We start from the raw sequence: 15,961 nt of genomic DNA on the forward strand, positions 1-15,961 counted from the left end.
AGCTCCAAGAAATAAGAAGAAACTGCTTTTATTCAGTAGGTTCTTTTAAAATTTAGAAAGTGAGGCCTAAGTTGCAGCGATTTAGGCCTCACTTTCTTATGCTAAAAAATCAATTGCATTCGAAGGACCTTTAACGTTATAATTAAATTGAAAGCGGATTCTTTTACACGATATAAGTTTACTTTTAAATAAAAGAATTTTTTTCAAAAAAGTAGAATTGGAGAATTAACATGGGATTATTTGATGGATTATTAGGGAATGCAACACAAAATAACAATGAAACAGCTGAAAAAGAATTACGGGATGTTTTAATCCCTAACGAAAAAGTAGATATGGCCTTCACTTTAGTAAGAGATTTAATTGTCTTTACAGATAAACGCTTAATTTTAGTCGATAAACAAGGAATTACAGGTAAAAAAGTTGATTATAAATCGATTCCCTACAAATCTATTTCACGCTTTTCTGTTGAAACTAGTGGACATTTCGACCTAGATGCAGAACTAAAGATATGGATTTCAAGTGCTGAGTTACCTTCAGTAAGTCTTCAATTTAGAAAAGATAAAGATATTGTTGCTATTCAACAAGCTTTAGCAGCTGCTGTATTATCTTGAATCCACAAAAAAAGACAGGAAAGCGACCAACTTTCCTGTCTTTTTAATTTTAGATAAAATAAAAAAGGCTTCTCAGCCTTGATACGTTCCTTATTCAATCAGACACATGGCGGCACTTGCTTAGTGCTGCTTCCTTCCGGATCTGACACAATTCACTAGCCCGCCATTGTCCTAGCCTTTCGGCAAAACCTAGTATAACGTATTTTTATTCTTTTGACTAGTCTTTCTTTTGATTTTTTAAAAGTTTCTCTTCTTTTTTCTTTGCCCGTAACTTTTTAAAGAACTGAACTAGCAATAAGCGACACTCTTCTTCTAAAACGCCTGCTTCGACATAGGCCACATGATTGAAGCGTTCATCTTCTAATAAATTCATCAAAGTCCCAGCAGTGCCTGCTTTAGGATCGGTTGCGCCATAATAAACTTCTGGAATTCGTGCCAAAAGCATCGCCCCACTACACATTGGACAAGGTTCTAAAGTTACAAATAATTGGGTTTCTTCTAGACGCCAATTTTCTATCCCACGACACGCTTCCTGGATTGCATACATTTCTGCATGCGCCGTTGCTTCTTGCCGTGCTTCTCTCAGATTATGCCCGCGGCCAATAATTTCCCCTTGCCGAACTATCACAGCTCCAATAGGCACCTCAGCCAAACCTTCTGCTTTTTTCGCTTCTGCAATGGCTTCTCGCATAAAAAATTCTTTTTCTTCTTGTGTTAACGTTGTTTCTTTTTTTCCCAATTAATTTCCACCTTTCGGCTTTTTCCCACTAAACTTCTGTCTTGCTTCATGGTACAATAAATCAGTGAGGTGTGTCTATGATTATTGAAAATTTATCTCAGCTTTATCCCAAAGGCTATTTATCAAAAACAATTGGTTCCGAAGCCACCTATTCAATTCCTGTTGACGACCAATTTTTCATTGTGAATAAAGCTTTCTTAAGTATTAAAGAACAGCATTTGTTGGAAGCGCTTTTCCCGATTTCTGAAAACCCAACAATTACTGGTAACCATCCTTGGTTCAGTTACTTATTTCAACAGGCAAAATTACCTGCCGAAGGGACCTTTCGTATGTTGCAAATTCAAACGAATGTCACAAAAGAATTACAAGCTGAATGGCAATTTAATTTAACAAAGATGTTTCCAGATACAGTTGATTGTTTCAGTCCAAGTAATAATATGTATATTTTAGTTGAAGAACAGTCAAAAAATACCTTTCAACAAGAAGAAATTCAAGGGATCTTTTTAACATTAGATACAGACTTTGATTGCACTAGTGCTGTATTTGTTGGCAATTTTTATTCCTCTGAAGACATTCTCCGGCGTTGTTTCCATGAAGAACAACGTATTTTTTCAGAAGAACTTAATTCCTCTAGTCGGACGACTGTTTTTAGTTTAACCGATGTCGCCCTCCACTATTTTACCAAGGAAGCTATGAGCCAAAATGTACTTGTTGAGTATTATCGTCGTTTATTAAATAAAGACACCGATATTCAGCCAATCATCAGCGCTTTGTGGAAAAATCAAGGCAATATCAGCTCCACTGCAAAAGATTTATTTATGCATCGAAATACTTTACACTATCGTTTGGAAAAGTTTTTTGAACAAACTGGCTTATCTTTAAAAAAAATGGATGATTTAATCTTTTGTTATTTGTTATTAAGAAAGTAGCACGTCCATTTTTTACTCGTATGTTTTTTATTCCCAATTAGAAAGTAGGCGTTCCAATGAAAATTACCGCATATGTCGCTAGTGCATTTAGTAAAAACCACGAAGGTGGCAACAAAGCAGGCGTTGTTTTTATGACACAGCCCTTAACGAGAACCCAAAAAATGGCCATCGCCAAAGAACTAGGATTTGCAGAAACTGCTTTTATTTCAGACTCAAAGATTGCTGATTTCCGCCTTGAATATTTTACACCAAAAGAAGAAGTCGACTTATGTGGCCACGCGACAATTGGCGCTTTCACCATTATGAAGCACTTAAATAAATTATTGCAAACAGAATATACAATCGAAACGAACAGCGGTTTGCTCGCAATCACGGCTAACGGTGAACAACTATTTATGGAACAAACTGTCCCAACTTTTTATGATACGCTCACTTTAGAAGAATTGAGCGGCTGCTTTGATTTAAACGCAGTGGCAACTGCTTTTCCTATCCAGATTGTGTCAACGGGCCTAAAAGATATTTTGGTTCCCATTAAAAATGCGCAATTATTACAGGATTTACAACCAAACTTTGAAAAAATTAAGTTACTTAGTCAAAAGTATGGAGTTATTGGGATGCATCTTTTTGCTTTGTCTGAAGAAAATATCATTTGTAGGAATTTTGCACCTCTTTATGACATCGATGAAGAAGCCGCTACTGGTACATCAAATGGTGCGTTAGCTTGTTATCTGTACCATCACCAAATTTTACAAAAAACCAATTACACCTTTGCCCAAGGTTATACCTTAAACGCTCCTTCAGAAGTCTTAGTGCGTTTGAACACTACATCCCAAAAGACAATTGATCAAGTTCTAGTTGGTGGCAGAGGCTATTATGTTGAAACAAAAGAATTATTTTTATAAAAAAAAGATGGCCTAGGCCATCTTTTTTACTTCATTGCATCTTCAATAAATGTGAAAAAGCGTTCTTTTAAAGAATCTGTATTGTCTTTAACTTTTTCGCCATATTCAGCTAATTTTGAACCGCCATCTTTCACACGATCCACAACATTTAAAACAGAATCTAATTCATCATCGGATAAATCATCGACAATCGATAATAATTTTTGGTTTCCATCAAATTTATCGTCTACAAACTTTTTAACTTTATAACGATTGGAAACATGAGATACCTTCTTAATAATTTTTTCAGAAGCGATGACTGCAACAGAGACACTTGCAACTGCAGCAATGCTTAAACCGATACCAATTTTTGTTGATGCTTTCATTTCCTTCAGCTCCTCTGTTATTTTCTACTTTAATCATAACATATTATTACTTTTATGCGTAATAGAAAGACCTTTACTAGCACTTAGTCTCGTCGGTTATTGCCACCAAATAAAATAACCAAACGTAAAAGTTGTAAAAAGGTCGAAAGCGCCGCTGCTACGTAGGTAAGTGCAGCTGCAAAAAGAACTTTTCTGGCCATTGGGACTTCTTCTTCTGTTAATAACCCACCTTCAGAAAGAATACTTAATGCACGTCTAGACGCATTAAACTCCACCGGTAAAGTCACCAATTGAAAAATCAAGGCTAATGAAAAAGCCAAAATTCCAATGTTGATTAATGTTTGATTCCAACTAAATAAAACACCAATCAAAATTAGTGGAAAGGAAATGGTTGAACCGATGTTGGCAACTGGAACAATAGCTGCACGAAGACGTAAAGGCACATAGTTCGTATGATCTTGTACCGCATGTCCGCATTCATGAGCTGCCACGCCAATAGCCGCGACCGATGTCGATTGAGCAGTGGCTTCGGATAAGCTCAACATTTTGTTTCCAGAATTATAATTGTCAGTTAAATCACCAGCAATTTGCTGAACTCCAACATCATTAATTTGTTCTTTTTGTAAAATATATTGTGCTGCCTGCGTGCCTGTAACATGTTTACTGCTTCGTACTTGATCATATTTACGAAAGGTACTGTTAACATATGCGGAGGCCGCACCAGAAATCGCAATTCCGATAATTACCAATATATAGGTTGGATCGATTCCAAAATAAAAGGGCATCATTGTCCTCTACCTCCATCTTTTTTTCTTTATTGTAGCATGATAGTGAAAAAAAGGGAGCGACAAACGTTGTCTTTTGTTTAAAAAAATGATGAATTTTTCAAGAAAGTGCCGAAACTAACAAAATTGTCACTCAATTAACGGAAAAAAATATGGCAAATTTCCTAAAAAAAAGGCATACTATTCCTTGAGGTGAGGAAAATGAAAACATTACTAAAAATATTAATTCCCATAGTCATTTTAGCCGGTGGTAGCTGGGGCGTTTATAATTACTATTACGGTGGAGAAGCCTATTATACACAAATCACAACATCTGGTGAAAAGAAAGATGAAAAAACAAATTCTGGTGAAGCAATGACCATTTATTACTATCAACAACCTGCGTTTAATAAAAACGGTGAAGAAAAAACCGTGGAATTAAACGAATCCCGTGATCAACCTTTGCGTATGAAAGCCTATCTAAAATTGAAAGTTAATCCCCGTAAAGGCGTGATCAGCTGGAATGAAGTGACAGAAAAAGAAGTCCCTGAAAAAGCTTTAGAAAAATTAAAATAAAGAAAAAAACCGTTGGCAAGCGACCAACGGTTTTTTCTTTATAATTGATTACTAATTTTTTCGATATTTTTTAGCATAATGGACACTGTGCCATCTGGATTATTAACAAATTCAATTAAATCGCCATTGCGGTAAACATCTAACGGAACAATTAATTCAATACCGTTATCCATTTTTAACTTTTGTTTGCCAAATTTCTTTTCAGAAATTTCGCGAGATTCTCTGACTGGCGGTGTTTTGTCGACAAACTTCGACTCATTCACTTCTTCTTGGTAAGCTAATTTAGCTGATACATTTTCTTTAAACACTTGCTCAGCAATTTGCTCATTGTCAATCGTTCCCGTTTCCTCAATGCTATCATATACCGCTTCTTTTACAGAAGCCATTAGTTCAAACTCATCTTCGTTAAATTTCTTTCCAATACGTTTGACTGCTTTTTTAATTTCTTTGATATTTTCTTCCATGGAAGGTGCCGCTTGCGTCTCAATCACTTTTTCAGAGAAATACCAGATTTTTTCTCCTGAAAATTCATATCTTTTCTCTAGTAATTCAAACGCTAATGTATCTAAGTCAACCGTAATCCCTTCATCTGGTTTTTGTGATTTTGAAGACAAAATTGCTCGATTGATAATCAGTTTGTTATAAACGGATTCTTCTTCATAGTCGACGTAATGCGTGTAACTTTCTTTATAGTTTAATTTAATCATTGCGACATGTAACACCGTATCTAATTCATATAAAATGAACAAAATATCAGCACTAGGCGCATCTTCGCTTCCTGAATAAACATCATACCAATGTTGGGTAACTTCTTGGCTTTTCTTCACAAAATCACTAGGAATCCCACGTAACGTGTCAACAAAGGAACTATTTTCCGCCAATGTTCCAGTCTTTGTTTGTGCAGTCGAAAGTTTTGAAATTTTTGCAGTTAAATACGTTCGAATATACTCAGTGGTTAAATCTAGTTCCTTTTCAGAAAAAACCGGCGTCCCAGTTTCTCGATCAATAATGTGTAAAATTGCTTTTTTTAAATAAATATCCATTTTTACGCTCTCCTTTTCTCAACCTTTTTAGTCTAACTGAAAGAGAGAAAAAAGCCAATAGTTTCTATAAAAAGAAGAAGAATTCGTAGACAAATGTCTACGAATTCTTCTTTACTTCAAAAAGCGATTACCCTTCTTCGCTGTATAACATCCCTGTTGCTTCATCAACTGGATCGACTTTATTAAAAATGCCTTTCTTTCTGAAAATATAAGTTAAGCCCATTGGTACGATAATGGCAATCACCATTGCGCCTAAAAATGGCAAGTAATATTGTGGCACAATAGATAAAATTCCTGGCAAGCCACCGACGCCGATACTTGTAGCACGAACGCCCATTAAAGTGGCAAACATTCCTGCCATTGCCGAACCAATCATGCCCGCAACAAATGGATAAACATATTTTAAGTTGATCCCAAACATCGCTGGTTCAGTCACACCTAAGTAACAAGAAATCATCGCTGGAATCGAAACTTGTTCTTCTTTTTTGTTTCCACGATGCATAAAGATAACTGCTAAAACCGCTGAACCTTGTGCAATATTTGATAGAGCAATCATTGGCCATAAGTTGGTTGACTGAAAGTCAGCAATCAACTGTAAATCAATCGCATTACTCATATGATGCAACCCAGTGATGACTAATGGTGCGTACATAAAGCCAAAGACGGCGCCAAATAACCAATTAAATGTTGACGTTAATCCTGCGTTTACGATATCAGAAACCCAACTACCAATCGTCCAACCGATTGGTCCTAAAATGACATGTGCAGCCAATACTGTTGGTACTAAAGCAAACAATGGGACAAAAATCATTGAAATTGCTTGAGGAATCACTTTTCTAAAGAAAATTTCAAGATAGGCAAGCAAGAAGCCGGCTAACATAGCTGGGATAACTTGCGCTTGATAACCAATCATGTTAACTTGAGCAAACCCAAAATCCCAGAAAGGAATTTCTGCTGCTTTAGTCGTCGCAACTGAATAAGCATTCAGAAGTTGTGGTGAGACTAATGTAATCCCTAGGACAATCCCCAAAATTTGTGTGGTTCCCATTTTCTTCGTAATACTCCACGTAATCCCAACTGGCAAGAAGTGGAAAATTGCTTCGCCGATTAACCATAAGAATGAATTGACTCCATTCCAAAATTGAGAAACTTCCACGATTGTTTGACCATCAAGAAAGCCAAATGGAACCCCTTCCAAAATATTGCGGAACCCTAAAATCAATCCCCCGATAACAAGTGCAGGAATCAATGGTGTAAAAATCTCAGCTAAAACAGAAACAACTCGTTGAACAGGACTCAAATTACTTTTGGCAGCTGCTTTCCCTTCTTCTTTTGAAACCCCTTCTAAACCGGAAATTGCAGAAAAATCATTATAAAATTGTGGGACTTCATTCCCAATAATTACTTGAAACTGTCCAGCATTTGTAAAGGTTCCTTTTACAGAAGGAATATCTTCAATCACAGGTACATCCGCTTTTTTTGGATCTTTTAATACAAAACGCATTCGAGTTGCACAATGAGAAACAGCTGAAATATTTTCTTTGCCTCCTACTGCTTTCAACAACTGTTGTGCATCGCTTTGAAACTTACCCATTTTACATTCTCCTCTCAAACTTGTATATACAATTAAGTTGTATATACATCATACTTGATTATTCTTTTTTTGGCAAGCGCTTTCTTTCAAAAAAATAATTTTATTTTTTTGAAATTCCCTTGTCTTTTCTTAAAGAGTCAAACAGAACGCTTTTTTAGCTGCTTCTTTATTGCTATACTACAGAGGGAAAAAACGAAAAGGAGTATGAAAAATGTTTTTTAAAGAAATTCATCATGTGGCAATCAATGCCTCAAATTATCAAGCAACTAAAAATTTTTATGTCGAAAAGCTGGGCTTTGAAGTTCTTCGCGAAAATCATCGTCCCGAAAAAAACGATATTAAATTAGATTTAAAATTAGGCAGCCAAGAATTAGAAATTTTCATTTCTGATCAATTTCCCGCTCGCCCCTCTTATCCTGAAGCTTTAGGATTACGTCATTTAGCTTTTAAAGTTGAACATATTGAAGAAGTGATTGCTTTTTTAAATGAGCAAGGAATTGAAACAGAACCGCTACGAGTAGATGATTTTACGGGTGAAAAAATGACCTTCTTTTTTGATCCAGATGGACTACCTTTAGAACTTCACGAATAATAAATAAAGGAGAGAAACAACATGAAAGATACCTTTCGCTTAGAAAACCAGACGATTTATTTTGGTACAGAACGGGCAATTTCAGCCAGCCCTCAAACGATTTGGCGCTACTTAACTGAGACAGACAAGCTAAAACAATGGTTTCCAGAATTAGAAATTGGTGAATTAGGTGTTAACGGGTTTTGGCGGTTTATTCTGCCCGATTTTGAAGAAACAATGCCTTTCACTGATTATGCAGAGGAAAAATATCTGGGCGTGACTTGGGATACTGGTATCATCTATTTTGACTTAAAAGAACAAGCACCTCATCAGACCCTGTTAGTCTTTTCAGAATCTCTCCCAGAAAATTTTACAACACCTCGCCATAAAGATATCGCTGGTTGGTCAATTGTTCTCAACCGCTTGAAGCAAGTAGTTGAAACCCCTGATGCAGCACCAGAAAAAATAGATTTTCCGCAAATAGAAAATCATTACTTGGAAAAATTAACGAATTTAGAAAATTAAAAAGTGTGGCACAACGGGTAAATAACCCTCTGTGCCACACTTTTTAAAAACGCAAGATACGCTGATAAACAAATAAACCTAAATCAATTAAGCAAACAACAAAAATTGCCAATAATACAAAAGAGACCCGCAACTCTGCGGCATACATCCCTCGTAAACTAATTGTTGCCAAACATAACCCAAAAATCGTTGCCATTGTCACTTGTAACACGGTTCCTGGTTTTAGGGCATAAACAAAAATGCCAATCAAACTAGAAACAACGAGGTGTGTCAGTGGCAATTGAAGCCAATTGACAACAAACAGACTAAGGAAACATCCTAAAAGAGTCCCCCAAAAACGTGTCTTAATACGCGTGTTCATTTCTGCTTTCACTGGATGCAAGAGTAGAAAAACATTCATCGGAATCCAAATTATTTTAATGCCTCCTACACTCCACATTAAAATAAAACTCAGCGTAATGGTGAAACTCATACGAATAGCTAAACGAAATCGTTGCACCCTTTCGTCAGGACTTTCTAAAAATTGTTTGAAACTTGTGATCCCAAAAAAAGTCTGTTGTAAGTCGTGCCAGAAATTAATAACCGCCAATTTTTGTTGCTTCATATTTAATTGAATGCTTTTAAAAAAGCGAACATGGCCTCTACTCTTTAAGCTGGTTAGCTGACTTAATCCTGTTTGCCACCAAGCGTTTAGTGTTAAAGCCAATAAAAAAAGACCAATTAAAAAGGTCACAACTTGAGATTGCATCAAAAATGTATTTCCTTTAACCTGGATTAACTGACAAAACGTAAACATCATCAAATAACTATGATACCGCATCGGTGTCGCAGATGAATAAAATAAATAAACAATTAAAAATGTCACACTACTATTTAAAATAATAGACCAGCTAAAGGAACTACTAGCTATAAATGCTAAAAAACTGATCACAAATTGCCTGGTACTCATTTTGAGCAGCGCTACAAACGAATAATCTTTTTTATAGTTAATTTTAAACATAATAGTAAATACAGGCACCATAATTAAATAGCTTGGGGAAAATAAAAAATCCAATGTATAAAAACTAACCAAAAAAAAGGCGATGACTGGGAAAATGGCCCAAACATACGCAAAAAATTGCTGACTTTTTGTACTAAAAAAATAAATAACAATCACTCCAATATCGATTCCTTATCCATTGTAACATGCTTGTCAATTCCCTCCTCAAATTGAATATACCAATTCGTTAAAAATAAATAAAAAAGCAAATAAATACGCTTTCATTTCTTGTTTTTTGTGCTATAATCAGCCTATATGATATATCATTTAAAACAAAGGAGCTACTTTCATGAATATTCAAGCGATTGATACGCGACACGGAACTGCCAACCAACATAGTTTTTCGAATGGAAATTGTCTACCCTATACTGGCGTGCCATTTGGGATGAATTTTTACGCCCCGCAAACAACTGACCAAAAAGGCAGCTGGTGGTTTCATCCAGAAGATCGAACATTTCAAGGCTATCGAGTAACGCATCAACCAAGTCCTTGGATGGGTGATTTTAGTCATTTATTAATGACCCCTGTCAGTGGTTCATTGTCGGAACTTTCTTTATTCCATGCCCAAAGTTCTTATCGTCCAGAAGAAAGCCTTTTTTCTCCTGTCGAAATTAATTTAACTCAATTACGCTATCAAATAACTTCTCAATTAATCCCAAGCATGTATGGTGGTATCTTAACCATTGATTATCAACAAAAAGATAATCACTTACTACTAACTCTGCCTGGACGTTATCAAGTAAAACAATTAGATGACCATCAAGTGGCTGTAAAAGTCATCAACTATTCTGGTTGTGAAGATCCAGATTTTAGTTTTTATTTTGTTCTTCATTTTGAACAGCCTTTAACCAAATGGTTTGCCCCTTCTTCAGGTGAAGATGGCAAAATCCTTCTTTCTTTTGGAAATATTGCTCAACAAGTTGTTCATTTTAGTAGTTCATTTATTTCTGAAAAACAAGCGCAGTTAAATTTAGCGCGAGAAATCTCTTTGCGTTCTACTGAGATGCTGCAACAAGGAATCGCAGATTGGCATAATTATTTCGATCGCCTTAAAGTAACGCATGAAAACCCTGAACATACTAAAACGTTTTATCATACACTGTATCGAACATTCCTATTTCCGCAAACCTTTTATGAATTGGACGAAAATCAGCAGCCGATTCATTATGATACGTTCTCGCAAACGGTTCGTCCTGGTGTACTATATACCAATAATGGCTTTTGGGATACTTATAAAACGGTCTACCCATTGTTCTCACTAATTGCTCAAGAAAAATACGAAGAGATGCTAGAAGGCTTTTTAAATAGTTACAACGAAACAGGTTTCTTGCCAAAATGGTTATCTCCAGATGAGCGTGGTTTAATGCCCGGCACCTTGATTGACGCTGTCATTGCTGATGCCGCCGTGAAAAAGATTCGTCCTGACTTGATGCCTCAGTTCCTAGAAGCGATGAAAAAAGGTGCCACACAACAAAGCGAACGAGAAAATTATGGACGTCAAGGAACTCTGGATTATCTAAAATATGGCTATGTTCCTTCAACCTATCATGAATCTGTCAATCATACCTTAGACTATGCGTACAGCGATTTCTGTATTTCGCAAGTTGCAAAAACACTGAATGATTCAGAGACCGCAACATTTTATCGTCAACAAGCCTTGAATTATCAACAACTTTTTAATCCTGAAACTGGCTTTATGCAAGCAAAGGATACTGAAGGCCATTTCCGTCCTGACTTTTTAGATATTCGTTGGGGCAAAGATTACGCCGAAGGAAGTGCTTGGCAATCAAGTTTTGCGGTTTATCAAGATTTTGCAGGTTTGATTAAGCTATATGGTAGCGAGTTAGCTTTCGAAAAAAAATTAATTCAGCTATGCAATCAAGCGCCTAACTTTAACGTTGAAGGCTATGGTTTTGAAATTCATGAAATGAGCGAAATGGCGGCAATTGATTTTGGTCAATTAGCCATCTCAAATCAACCAAGTTTCCATTATCCGTTTCTATTCAGCTACATCGGCAAACCAGAGATGGCTCAACCACTTTTAAAACAACTAATGCAAACATTTAATGCTTCACCAACTGGCTATCCAGGTGATGAAGACAATGGTAGCATGTCTGCTTGGTATATTTTTAATAGCTTAGGCTTTTATCCCGTCACACCAGGAACTGGTGAATATGTAATCGGGATGCCTTTAGTCCAGACGGCGGAAGTAAAACTGTCAAATGGTAAACAATTAACCATTCAGACATCACCAAACAAAGTCCAACAACAATTTATTCATGAAATTCAGTTAAACCAAGAAAAACATACTGCGCCTTACTTTACTCATCAAGAACTATTAAACGGCGGGACTTTAGATTATCAATTAGGGATCGTCCCGAATCCACAAACCACAGCAGAACGACCGTTTTCATTAAGTACGGAAAAATAATAAAAAGAAAGATGTTCATAAAAATTGAACATCTTTCTTTTTATTCTTCGACACCTGCGTAATTTGATTGGTATTGCTCTCGAAATTCTTTTGGCGTAATTCCATTTAATTTTTTAAACATTTTTGAAAAATAGTTGGTATTGTTAAATCCTACTTTTTCTGAAATTTCGTTGATTGTATCATCCGTGTACAATAATAATTTCTGGGCATGTTTGGTACGCACTTGATTCAAATATTGAGAAAAACTTCGCTTGGTTTCTTTTTTGAAAATTTGGCCTAAATAACTAGGGTTCAAATGAAGCTCATCCGCCACCGTTTTTAAGTTTAATTCTTCTAAATAGCCTTGTTCAATTCTTTCTACAGCTTGGCTAACACTTTCTGAATATTTTTTTATTTTAGGTTTATTTTTCACTTCTGCCAAGACTTGCTGCATTAACGCATACAGTGTATTAAGATTGTTGCTAGCTCGAATTTCTTCCACGATTTTTTCATAGTTTTCTTCTAACACAGTTGGATACTGACGGGAGATATCTGAAAAAAGTAAGAAGACTACATAGCGTACATATTCTGGCGTAGCGTGTTGTTGACTTAACTGATTGAAAATGGCATCTAATTCCCGTTGAATGGTCTGCATATCCCCAATCATCAAGGCTTGGTTAAACGCTAGGAAAGTAAAATCTTCTGCCGAACGATTCATTTGTTCTTTTTGATTATTTGGCAGAAATTCTTGATAGAACGTTTCAATTGCTTGCAACTGTTTTACTTTCTCATAACTTTCATAAACCGTTTCCCATTCATTCACAGATTCCCCTACAAAAATCTGACCTTGACCAGCTAGAATCGCTTCAATTTCACGAATAAATAAGAACGCTTCTTGTCTGGCCCCTTTATAGATAAGTAACAATTGGTGGTACGTACTCATCCAACTTTCAATGAATAACAGTTGGCCTTTTTTCATAAATAGTTCCTTGATTGTTTCTAAAAATGGCATCTCAGCTTCAACCAATAAAACGGTAAAATCACCTGGTTTTATAGTCGCAAATTGCTGCATTAACTCTTCGTATTCCCCTTCGCTGATTTCATCATTAAGCCAACGCATCAAGCCATTTTCTAGATATAGACGCACGCGGGCATGGGATTTTTTTTGTTGGTCCAATTCTGTTTTAATTCTCTGGATATTGGCTAATAGTTCTTGCTTATTGACTGGTTTCAAAAGATAATCTTGGACCTGCAAAGCCATGCCTTTTTTGACGTAATCAAACTCTTGATAACCTGATAAAATTAAACTAATAAATTGATGTCCTTTTTTCTTTGCTTGCTCAATTAATTCGATCCCACTCATTTCCGGCATCGTAATATCTGTTAATAAAACATCAATAGATTCTGTTTCTAAAAAAGCCAATGCTTCTTGCGCACTACGCGCTGTTTTAACAATTTCAAAGCCTAACTCTTGCCAAGGAATAATCCATTTTAAGCCTTCTAAAATCATATATTCATCATCAACAAACATCACTCGATACATCTTTTCACCCCTTATGCTACAAACGAAAGACGAATTGTCGTCCCTTCTCCTTCTTTCCCTTCAATGGTTAAACCATAACTCTCCCCAAAAAAGCGTTGTAAACGTTCATGAACATTTCTTAACCCAATGGATTGTTCCGTTTCTATTTCTGTTTGATTTAAACGTTCGCGAATTTCCTCTAACCGATTGGAGGTAATTCCTTTTCCATTATCCACAACAGCCACAATAATTTTTTCGCCTTCTCGGTAGGCGTGGACCTTGATAGCATTGTCTTGTCGTTGATAGTCAATACCATGCACAAAATAATTCTCGACAAGCGGCTGAATAATGAACTTAGGAATTTCAACATCAGCAATTGTTTCTTCTATTTCGAACTTATAGGCAAATTGGTCGGGATAACGCATTTGATACAAATACACATATTTTTCGCAAAATGAGATTTCCTCTGCCAAGGTCGTGGTTTTTTCTTGGTTAATATTATTCCTAAGTAACGTTGAAAAAGCATAGACAACATCAGCTAGTTCTTCTTGTTGCCGACTCAAGGCATACATGCGAATATATTCCAACGTATTATAAAGAAAATGAGGATTAATTTGCGACTGTAATGCTCTCATGTGGGCATCGCGTTGCTTAATTTCTAAAGTATAAATATCGTGAATGTATTGATCTAAACTGTCTACCATAAAATTAATCGCAGAAGCAATATCATTCAATTCTTCCTGAACTTGATTCGTGTCAATTCGTTCTTTTAAATTGCCATCGCCAATGGCTCGTGTTGCTTCTAAAATTAATTGGACTTGTTGAGAGTAGCGTTTAAACAGGCGGTTTAAGCCCACTAATAAAATAACAATCAAAAGTAACCCAATCCCTAAAATGGCCGCATAATTCATAAACAATTGTTGAAATAAGACTCGGCGGCTTGTTAATAAGAGAATGGTACTCCGGCCACTGCTTTCTATTTCCGTAATATCGTAGCGATTATGAAAAACCTGTTGAATGTCACTATCGGTGTGCATTCTTTTATCTAGTTGCCGCTCTTCTTCTTTGGTAAATTGTGCTTTTTCAGAAAAAATTTGATTCCCAGCACTATCATAGATAAACGCATTAATACCTGATTTTTTCAATAAGTCTGCTTGGTTGCCTAGCAACTCTTGACTTGAAAACACAGTGTACAACTCTCCCAGCGGTTGTCCTGTATAAGGATCGGAGATAATTCGCATTAGTTGAAAGCCATGTTTTTTAATTGATGACATATCCATTTTTTTCCCATTTGTAGCTGTGCGATTGGCGAACAAAACCTGATCAAATTCATCTAAGCGAATAATCACTTCTTCTAAGTCAGGAAAGGTGCTAAATAATGTACTTAAATTATTTCCAAAGTGGGTACTGACCCGATCTTCCGACCATTGACTGTAAGTATAGTCAAAATACTCAGGAGGAGAAAGTTCCATATATTTTCGCATGTTTTCAATTTTACTTGCAGAGCCAGCTAATTCATTAATCATATTCGTCGCTGCATTATTTTTATTCGTTACATAGCTGTCAATTTGGGAAACGGCGTTATTTTTTTGTGAATCAATTGATAAGTTAATTGTATAAGTAACATAAACGCACAAAGCAGCCACCGTTAACAAAATAATACTTGTTAACAGTAGACTGTATTTTTGTACTAATCGATTTAATAAATATTTTTTTTTAAACAGTTTTTTGAAGATTCGCTTCATTTTGTTCCAACTTTCCATCAATAAACTGGCGATTTTTGCGCGTGACATAGGCACACCACATCATAATTAAGGCAAACGAAGCAAATAGTAGCAGTCCTTTCATTTTCCAAGTTAAAGCAACGATACTAATTACACCGAATAAGACTTTAAAAAATACACCGAGGTTTAAAAAGATACTGATAAATGAAAGCTTCATTAAATCAATAGTTGAGATAAAATAGCTTCCTTCATATAGTAGCATATAAATGTAAAAAATAACGAGTATTAGGGAAACAAAAAATAAAATAAATGTAATAATTAACCACATTATTCCGGTAAATTGAACGGCTAAATAAATATTATAAAAAACAAATCCTAAAGTGAAGAGAAAAAGTAAAAAATAACAGTTACTTCTTTTAAAATGTGCTTTCCATGATTCAAATGCTCGTTTAACGGTGATTGCTTGATAATTCATGCCCTCTTCCAAAATGAAATCAGTCATCATTTGGAGTGCTGGGCCAACACCAAAAATAATCCCTCCAGCTAAACTAAATAAAACAAACAGTAAATTTAGTTTGATTACTGTCCAGGAAAGGTAAAACAACCGTTGAATCCCTGTACTTTCCATCTTCCTCTTCCTTTCTATT

General features: G+C 35.8%; 16 protein-coding genes and 1 other RNA gene. 7 read left to right on the forward strand and 10 right to left on the reverse strand.

What is annotated here, in order from left to right; all coding sequences use genetic code 11:
• Positions 1 to 230: 230 nt before the first annotated feature.
• Positions 231 to 611 (forward strand): PH domain-containing protein, encoded by a 381-nt coding sequence (locus tag IGL37_RS09040; protein WP_002356881.1) that lies wholly within the window; start codon positions 231 to 233, stop codon positions 609 to 611.
• Between the two features lie 91 nt (positions 612 to 702).
• Here IGL37_RS09040 and ffs read toward each other — a convergent pair.
• Together ffs and tadA are read right to left on the reverse strand one after the other, a co-directional pair.
• An RNA gene (gene ffs, locus IGL37_RS09045) (signal recognition particle sRNA small type) lies at positions 703 to 789 on the reverse strand.
• A gap of 39 nt (positions 790 to 828) precedes the next feature.
• Positions 829 to 1,350 carry a tRNA adenosine(34) deaminase TadA gene (gene tadA, locus IGL37_RS09050; protein WP_002362126.1) on the reverse strand — a complete coding sequence of 174 codons (522 nt, stop codon included), beginning with the start codon at positions 1,348 to 1,350 and terminating at the stop codon, positions 829 to 831.
• A gap of 77 nt (positions 1,351 to 1,427) precedes the next feature.
• Here tadA and IGL37_RS09055 point away from each other — a divergent pair, with 77 nt between their 5' ends.
• Together IGL37_RS09055 and IGL37_RS09060 are read left to right on the forward strand one after the other, a co-directional pair.
• On the forward strand, positions 1,428 to 2,279 hold the full coding sequence (locus tag IGL37_RS09055) for a PucR family transcriptional regulator (RefSeq protein ID WP_002383772.1): 852 nt from the start codon (positions 1,428 to 1,430) through the stop codon (positions 2,277 to 2,279).
• A gap of 56 nt (positions 2,280 to 2,335) precedes the next feature.
• The gene (locus IGL37_RS09060) at positions 2,336 to 3,181 is read left to right on the forward strand and encodes a PhzF family phenazine biosynthesis protein (protein WP_010710597.1); all 846 of its coding nucleotides are present in this window, start codon (positions 2,336 to 2,338) and stop codon (positions 3,179 to 3,181) included.
• 26 nt (positions 3,182 to 3,207) lie between these two features.
• On the opposite strand, the gene IGL37_RS09065 is transcribed toward IGL37_RS09060, so the two are convergent.
• Entirely contained in the window at positions 3,208 to 3,546 is a 339-nt protein-coding gene (locus IGL37_RS09065; RefSeq protein WP_002356871.1) for a hypothetical protein, read from the reverse strand.
• Positions 3,547 to 3,629: 83 nt separating this feature from the next.
• Positions 3,630 to 4,334, reverse strand: coding sequence for a zinc metallopeptidase (locus tag IGL37_RS09070; protein WP_002384290.1), 705 nt, complete (start codon positions 4,332 to 4,334; stop codon positions 3,630 to 3,632).
• Between the two features lie 198 nt (positions 4,335 to 4,532).
• Here IGL37_RS09070 and IGL37_RS09075 point away from each other — a divergent pair, with 198 nt between their 5' ends.
• The gene (locus tag IGL37_RS09075) at positions 4,533 to 4,886 is read left to right on the forward strand and encodes a YxeA family protein (protein WP_002387247.1); all 354 of its coding nucleotides are present in this window, start codon (positions 4,533 to 4,535) and stop codon (positions 4,884 to 4,886) included.
• A gap of 38 nt (positions 4,887 to 4,924) precedes the next feature.
• Here IGL37_RS09075 and IGL37_RS09080 read toward each other — a convergent pair whose 3' ends face one another.
• Both IGL37_RS09080 and treP read right to left on the reverse strand, forming a co-directional pair.
• Complete coding sequence (locus IGL37_RS09080; protein WP_002356866.1) at positions 4,925 to 5,929, reverse strand: nucleoid-associated protein; 1,005 nt, start codon at positions 5,927 to 5,929, stop codon at positions 4,925 to 4,927.
• A gap of 127 nt (positions 5,930 to 6,056) precedes the next feature.
• A complete protein-coding gene (gene treP, locus IGL37_RS09085; protein ID WP_002383776.1) occupies positions 6,057 to 7,523 on the reverse strand; it encodes a PTS system trehalose-specific EIIBC component in 1,467 nt (488 codons plus the stop codon).
• 211 nt (positions 7,524 to 7,734) lie between these two features.
• Here treP and gloA2 point away from each other — a divergent pair, with 211 nt between their 5' ends.
• Together gloA2 and IGL37_RS09095 are read left to right on the forward strand one after the other, a co-directional pair.
• On the forward strand, positions 7,735 to 8,115 hold the full coding sequence (gloA2, locus tag IGL37_RS09090; RefSeq protein WP_002356864.1) for an SMU1112c/YaeR family gloxylase I-like metalloprotein: 381 nt from the start codon (positions 7,735 to 7,737) through the stop codon (positions 8,113 to 8,115).
• Between the two features lie 21 nt (positions 8,116 to 8,136).
• On the forward strand, positions 8,137 to 8,619 hold the full coding sequence (locus IGL37_RS09095) for an SRPBCC family protein (RefSeq protein WP_002356863.1): 483 nt from the start codon (positions 8,137 to 8,139) through the stop codon (positions 8,617 to 8,619).
• A gap of 43 nt (positions 8,620 to 8,662) precedes the next feature.
• Here the strand turns inward: IGL37_RS09095 and IGL37_RS09100 are convergent, their stop codons facing one another.
• Positions 8,663 to 9,775: an FUSC family protein gene (locus IGL37_RS09100; RefSeq protein WP_033917884.1), complete on the reverse strand. Its 1,113-nt coding sequence runs from the start codon at positions 9,773 to 9,775 to the stop codon at positions 8,663 to 8,665.
• 172 nt (positions 9,776 to 9,947) lie between these two features.
• Here IGL37_RS09100 and IGL37_RS09105 point away from each other — a divergent pair, with 172 nt between their 5' ends.
• The gene (locus IGL37_RS09105; RefSeq protein WP_033917883.1) at positions 9,948 to 12,089 is read left to right on the forward strand and encodes a GH92 family glycosyl hydrolase; all 2,142 of its coding nucleotides are present in this window, start codon (positions 9,948 to 9,950) and stop codon (positions 12,087 to 12,089) included.
• Between the two features lie 40 nt (positions 12,090 to 12,129).
• Here IGL37_RS09105 and IGL37_RS09110 read toward each other — a convergent pair whose 3' ends face one another.
• Genes IGL37_RS09110 through IGL37_RS09120 form a run of 3 tightly spaced genes read right to left on the reverse strand, consistent with a single transcriptional unit; the run spans position 12,130 to position 15,942 of the window.
• Positions 12,130 to 13,611 carry a response regulator transcription factor gene (locus tag IGL37_RS09110; protein WP_002359882.1) on the reverse strand — a complete coding sequence of 494 codons (1,482 nt, stop codon included), beginning with the start codon at positions 13,609 to 13,611 and terminating at the stop codon, positions 12,130 to 12,132.
• An 11-nt stretch (positions 13,612 to 13,622) separates the two neighbouring features.
• Positions 13,623 to 15,353 (reverse strand): sensor histidine kinase, encoded by a 1,731-nt coding sequence (locus IGL37_RS09115; RefSeq protein WP_052133300.1) that lies wholly within the window; start codon positions 15,351 to 15,353, stop codon positions 13,623 to 13,625.
• Positions 15,307 to 15,942, reverse strand: coding sequence for a YesL family protein (locus IGL37_RS09120; RefSeq protein ID WP_002362905.1), 636 nt, complete (start codon positions 15,940 to 15,942; stop codon positions 15,307 to 15,309). Before IGL37_RS09120 ends, IGL37_RS09115 begins: the two co-directional genes overlap by 47 nt.
• Positions 15,943 to 15,961: the final 19 nt, after the last annotated feature.

The sequence above is a fragment of the Enterococcus sp. AZ119 genome, assembly GCF_050546175.1.
GTDB lineage: Bacteria > Bacillota > Bacilli > Lactobacillales > Enterococcaceae > Enterococcus > Enterococcus faecalis.

What these genes read in the sequence shown, in the direction of transcription:
- IGL37_RS09040 (WP_002356881.1), top strand. Translation starts at nt 231, where the DNA reads ATGGGATTATTTGATGGATTATTAGGGAATGCAACACAAAATAACAAT.
- IGL37_RS09055 (WP_002383772.1), top strand. Translation starts at nt 1,428, where the DNA reads ATGATTATTGAAAATTTATCTCAGCTTTATCCCAAAGGCTATTTATCA.
- IGL37_RS09060 (WP_010710597.1), top strand. Translation starts at nt 2,336, where the DNA reads ATGAAAATTACCGCATATGTCGCTAGTGCATTTAGTAAAAACCACGAA.
- IGL37_RS09065 (WP_002356871.1), bottom strand. Translation starts at nt 3,546, where the DNA reads ATGAAAGCATCAACAAAAATTGGTATCGGTTTAAGCATTGCTGCAGTT.
- IGL37_RS09070 (WP_002384290.1), bottom strand. Translation starts at nt 4,334, where the DNA reads ATGATGCCCTTTTATTTTGGAATCGATCCAACCTATATATTGGTAATT.
- IGL37_RS09075 (WP_002387247.1), top strand. Translation starts at nt 4,533, where the DNA reads ATGAAAACATTACTAAAAATATTAATTCCCATAGTCATTTTAGCCGGT.
- IGL37_RS09080 (WP_002356866.1), bottom strand. Translation starts at nt 5,929, where the DNA reads ATGGATATTTATTTAAAAAAAGCAATTTTACACATTATTGATCGAGAA.
- treP (WP_002383776.1), bottom strand. Translation starts at nt 7,523, where the DNA reads ATGGGTAAGTTTCAAAGCGATGCACAACAGTTGTTGAAAGCAGTAGGA.
- gloA2 (WP_002356864.1), top strand. Translation starts at nt 7,735, where the DNA reads ATGTTTTTTAAAGAAATTCATCATGTGGCAATCAATGCCTCAAATTAT.
- IGL37_RS09095 (WP_002356863.1), top strand. Translation starts at nt 8,137, where the DNA reads ATGAAAGATACCTTTCGCTTAGAAAACCAGACGATTTATTTTGGTACA.
- IGL37_RS09105 (WP_033917883.1), top strand. Translation starts at nt 9,948, where the DNA reads ATGAATATTCAAGCGATTGATACGCGACACGGAACTGCCAACCAACAT.
- IGL37_RS09110 (WP_002359882.1), bottom strand. Translation starts at nt 13,611, where the DNA reads ATGTATCGAGTGATGTTTGTTGATGATGAATATATGATTTTAGAAGGC.
- IGL37_RS09115 (WP_052133300.1), bottom strand. Translation starts at nt 15,353, where the DNA reads ATGGAAAGTTGGAACAAAATGAAGCGAATCTTCAAAAAACTGTTTAAA.
- IGL37_RS09120 (WP_002362905.1), bottom strand. Translation starts at nt 15,942, where the DNA reads ATGGAAAGTACAGGGATTCAACGGTTGTTTTACCTTTCCTGGACAGTA.